This is a genomic window from Pseudomonas sp. PS01299, assembly GCF_029960145.1.
Classification (GTDB): Bacteria; Pseudomonadota; Gammaproteobacteria; order Pseudomonadales; family Pseudomonadaceae; genus Aquipseudomonas; species Aquipseudomonas putida_A.
Genome location: NZ_JASCPO010000336.1, coordinates 1 through 4636, shown reverse-complemented (window position 1 = coordinate 4636; position 4636 = coordinate 1). Strand labels below are relative to the sequence as shown.

The window sequence follows — 4636 nt, the reverse complement described above, 5'->3', positions numbered from 1 at the left end:
GCTCGCGAATGCGATCTGTCATTCAACATTTAAGGTGACTGATACACCGCTTTCGCGAGCAAGCCCGCTCCCACAGGGGTAAATGATCGGTCTCAAGATCTGATAGAGGTTTCAACGCTACGTGATGGATCTGTTTCGCAGTGCACCGATTGCCCAGCCACTGGCCGCGCGTTTGCGTGCGACCAATCTGGATGAGTATGTCGGTCAGGAGCACGTGCTCGCTCGCGGCAAGCCTCTGCGTGAGGCGCTGGAGCAGGGTGCCCTGCATTCGATGATCTTCTGGGGGCCGCCGGGCGTGGGCAAGACCACCCTGGCGCGATTGCTCGCGGAAGTCTCGGATGCGCACTTCGAAACGGTCTCGGCGGTGCTTGCCGGGGTCAAGGAGATCCGTCAGGCCGTTGAAATCGCCAAACAGCAGGCCGGCCAGTACGGCAAGCGCACGATCCTGTTCGTCGATGAAGTGCACCGCTTCAACAAATCGCAGCAGGATGCGTTTCTGCCGTACGTCGAAGACGGCACGCTGATTTTCATCGGTGCCACCACCGAAAACCCTTCATTTGAATTGAACAACGCGCTGTTGTCGCGGGCCCGCGTCTATGTGCTGAAAAGCCTCGACGAGACCGCGCTGCGCAAACTGGTGCACCGCGCGCTCACCGAAGAGCGTGGGCTGGGCAAGCGCAACCTGACCCTCAGTGATGAAGGCTTCCAGATGCTGCTGTCGGCCGCCGATGGCGATGGCCGGCGCCTGCTCAATCTGCTGGAGAACGCCTCGGATCTGGCCGAAGACAACAGCGAGATGGGCACCGAGTTGCTGCAAAGTCTGCTCGGTGACACCCGACGGCGCTTCGACAAGGGCGGCGAAGCGTTCTACGACCAGATCTCGGCGCTGCACAAATCGGTACGCGGCTCCAACCCCGACGGCGCGCTGTACTGGTTTGCGCGGATGATCGATGGCGGCTGCGATCCGCTGTACCTGGCCCGGCGCGTGGTGCGCATGGCCAGCGAAGACATCGGCAATGCCGACCCGCGTGCCCTGAGCCTGTGTCTGGCGGCGTGGGAAGTGCAGGAGCGCCTCGGCAGCCCCGAAGGCGAGCTGGCGGTGGCCCAGGCCATCACCTATCTCGCCTGCGCACCGAAAAGCAACGCGGTGTACATGGGTTTCAAGACTGCGCTGCGCGCCGCTGCCGAATACGGTTCGCTGGAAGTGCCGCTGCACTTGCGCAATGCACCGACCAAGCTGATGAAACAATTGGGCTATGGCGACGAATACCGCTACGCCCACGACGAACCGGATGCCTATGCCGCCGGCGAAGATTATTTCCCGGAAGAGCTCGAGCCGATTCCGTTCTATCAACCGGTGCCCCGTGGCCTGGAATTGAAGATCGGCGAGAAGCTCAACCACCTCGCCCAACTCGACCGTTTAAGCCCAAGACAGCGGAGAAAATAGTGCTTCCATTGATCGTTGCAGTCTCCGTCGGCGGGATTGCCGGCACCCTGTTGCGCTTCGCCACCGGCAATTGGGTCAACGCCAATTGGCCGCGGCACTTCTATACCGCGACGCTGGCCGTTAATATCGTGGGCTGTCTGCTGATTGGCGTGTTGTACGGCCTGTTTTTGATACGCCCGGAGGTGCCGATCGAGGTGCGCGCCGGGTTGATGGTCGGCTTCCTCGGGGGGCTGACGACTTTTTCATCCTTTTCACTGGATACGGTGCGCCTGCTGGAAAGCGGGCAAGTGCCGCTGGCCCTGGGCTATGCGGCGATCAGCGTATTCGGCGGGCTGCTCGCGACGTGGGCCGGCCTGTCCCTGACCAAACTTTGATAACGAGAAACCGACATGCTCGATTCCAAACTGTTACGTAGCAACCTTCAGGACGTAGCGGACCGCCTGGCTTCCCGTGGCTTTGCCCTGGATACCGCGCGCATCGAAGCGCTGGAAGAACAGCGCAAGACCGTCCAGACCCGCACCGAAGCACTGCAGGCTGAGCGTAACGCGCGTTCCAAATCCATCGGTCAGGCCAAGCAGCGCGGCGAAGACATCGCGCCGCTGATGGCGGACGTCGAGCGCATGGCGGGCGAGCTGAGTGCCGGTAAAGTCGAGCTGGACGCGATCCAGACCGAGCTGGACTCGATTCTGCTGGGTATCCCCAACCTGCCGCACGAATCGGTACCGGTTGGCAAAGACGAAGACGATAACGTTGAAGTGCGCCGCTGGGGCACGCCGACTGCTTTCGATTTCGAAGTGAAAGACCATGTCGCGCTGGGCGAGAAGTTCGGCTGGCTGGACTTTGAAACCGCCGCCAAGCTGTCCGGCGCCCGTTTTGCTCTGCTGCGCGGTCCGATCGCCCGTCTGCACCGCGCTCTGGCGCAGTTCATGATCAACCTGCACGTCAACGAGCACGGCTACGAAGAGGCCTACACGCCTTATCTGGTCCAGGCCCCGGCGCTGCAAGGCACCGGTCAGCTGCCGAAGTTCGAAGAAGACCTGTTCAAGATCGCTCGCGAAGGCGAAGCCGATCTGTACCTGATCCCGACCGCCGAAGTGTCGCTGACCAACATCGTGGCCGGTGAGATCGTCGACTCGAAACTGCTGCCAATCAAGTTCGTCGCCCACACCCCGTGCTTCCGCAGCGAAGCCGGTGCGTCGGGTCGCGACACCCGCGGCATGATCCGTCAGCACCAGTTCGACAAGGTTGAAATGGTGCAGATCGTCGAGCCGTCGACTTCGATGGAAGCGCTGGAAGGCCTGACCGCCAACGCCGAAAAAGTCCTGCAACTGCTGGGTCTGCCTTACCGCACCCTGGCGCTGTGCACCGGCGACATGGGCTTCAGCGCCGTGAAAACCTACGATCTCGAAGTGTGGATTCCGAGCCAGGACAAGTACCGCGAAATTTCGTCGTGCTCCAACTGCGGCGACTTCCAGGCCCGCCGCATGCAGGCGCGTTTCCGCAACCCGGAAACCGGCAAGCCTGAGCTGGTACACACCCTGAATGGTTCCGGCCTGGCGGTCGGTCGTACGTTGGTGGCGGTGCTGGAAAACTACCAGCAGGCCGACGGTTCGATCCGTGTGCCGGACGTGCTGAAGCCGTACATGGGTGGCCTTGAGGTCATCGGTTAAATGAAATATCTGCCGCTGTTTCACAACCTGCGCGGCAGTCGTGTGTTGGTGGTCGGTGGGGGGGAAATTGCCTTGCGCAAATCCCGCCTGCTGGCCGATGCCGGTGCGCTGCTGCGGGTGGTCGCACCTGAAATCGAAGCGCAACTGCGCGAACTGGTCAGCGCCAGCGGTGGCGAGTGTCTGTTGCGTGGTTACGTGGAAGCGGATCTGGACGGTTGCGGGCTGATCATTGCCGCCACCGACGATGAAACGCTGAATGCGCAGGTCTCCAGCGATGCCCATCGGCGTTGCGTGCCGGTCAACGTGGTCGATGCGCCGCAGCTGTGCAGCGTGATCTTCCCGGCGATCGTCGATCGCTCGCCGCTGATCATCGCGGTGTCCAGCGGCGGCGATGCGCCAGTGCTGGCGCGGCTGATTCGCGCCAAGATCGAAACCTGGATTCCCTCAACCTATGGCCAATTGGCCGGACTGGCCGCACGTTTCCGCAATCAGGTGAAAAACCTGTTTCCGGATGTGCAGCAACGTCGCGGTTTCTGGGAAGACGTGTTTCAGGGCCCGATTGCCGACCGACAACTGGCCGGGCAGGGTAATGAAGCCGAGCGGCTGTTACAGGCCAAGATTGATGGCGAAGCGACCGTCACCACCGGCGAGGTGTATCTGGTGGGGGCAGGGCCGGGTGATCCGGATCTGCTGACCTTCCGCGCCTTGCGCCTGATGCAGCAAGCCGACGTGGTGCTGTACGACCGCTTGGTCGCTCCGGCGATTCTTGAGCTGTGCCGTCGCGATGCCGAGCGTGTCTACGTCGGCAAGCGTCGCTCTGATCACGCGGTGCCGCAGGATCAGATCAACCAGCAACTGGTGGATCTGGCCAAGGCCGGCAAACGCGTGGTGCGCCTGAAGGGCGGTGACCCGTTCATCTTCGGTCGCGGCGGTGAAGAGATCGAAGAGCTGGCGGCCCACGGGATTCCGTTCCAGGTGGTGCCGGGGATCACGGCGGCCAGCGGTTGCGCGGCGTATGCCGGGATTCCGCTGACCCATCGCGATTACGCGCAGTCGGTGCGCTTCGTCACCGGCCACCTGAAGGACGGCTCCACCGATCTGCCGTGGGCCGACCTCGTCGCCCCGGCGCAGACGCTGGTGTTCTACATGGGCCTGGTGGGCTTGCCGGTGATCTGCGAGCAGTTGATCAAGCACGGCCGCAGCGCGGATACCCCGGCGGCGTTGATCCAGCAGGGCACCACAGTCAATCAGCGAGTCTTCACCGGCACGCTGGCCGACCTGCCGCGTCTGGTGGCGGAGCATGAAGTGCATGCGCCGACGCTGGTGATCGTGGGGGAAGTGGTGCAGCTGCGCGAGAAGCTGGCGTGGTTCGAAGGGGCTCAGGCGCAGGTCTGAAAACCGAGTTGCCCTCATTCGCGAGCAAGCCCGCTCCCACATTGGATCTGTGTCATGCACAAATCCAATGTGGGAGCGGGCTTGCTCGCGAAGAGGCCCTCAAAAACACCGAATCAATTAACCC

The 4636-nt window shown here is 62.3% G+C and carries 4 protein-coding genes; all 4 read left to right on the top strand.

Annotated elements, in window-relative coordinates; genetic code table 11:
• The first annotated feature begins 124 nt into the window (after window positions 1-124).
• Genes QMX91_RS29125 through cysG form a run of 4 tightly spaced genes read left to right on the top strand, consistent with a single transcriptional unit; the run spans window position 125 to window position 4512 of the window.
• A complete protein-coding gene (locus QMX91_RS29125) occupies window positions 125-1447 on the top strand; it encodes a replication-associated recombination protein A (protein WP_003223849.1) in 1323 nt (440 codons plus the stop codon).
• Window positions 1447-1821 carry a fluoride efflux transporter CrcB gene (gene crcB, locus QMX91_RS29120; RefSeq protein WP_027614675.1) on the top strand — a complete coding sequence of 125 codons (375 nt, stop codon included), beginning with the start codon at window positions 1447-1449 and terminating at the stop codon, window positions 1819-1821. The genes QMX91_RS29125 and crcB overlap by 1 nt, the downstream gene beginning before the upstream one ends.
• Before the next feature lie 15 nt (window positions 1822-1836).
• Entirely contained in the window at window positions 1837-3117 is a 1281-nt protein-coding gene (serS, locus tag QMX91_RS29115) for a serine--tRNA ligase (protein ID WP_007908080.1), read from the top strand.
• Window positions 3118-4512, top strand: a complete 1395-nt coding sequence (gene cysG, locus QMX91_RS29110) for a siroheme synthase CysG (RefSeq protein WP_098968159.1) — start codon at window positions 3118-3120, stop codon at window positions 4510-4512. It abuts the gene before it with no gap.
• Window positions 4513-4636: the final 124 nt, after the last annotated feature.

Coding starts and splice junctions, on each gene's coding strand:
- QMX91_RS29125 (WP_003223849.1), top strand. CDS start 125: ATGGATCTGTTTCGCAGTGCACCGATTGCCCAGCCACTGGCCGCGCGT.
- serS (WP_007908080.1), top strand. CDS start 1,837: ATGCTCGATTCCAAACTGTTACGTAGCAACCTTCAGGACGTAGCGGAC.
- cysG (WP_098968159.1), top strand. CDS start 3,118: ATGAAATATCTGCCGCTGTTTCACAACCTGCGCGGCAGTCGTGTGTTG.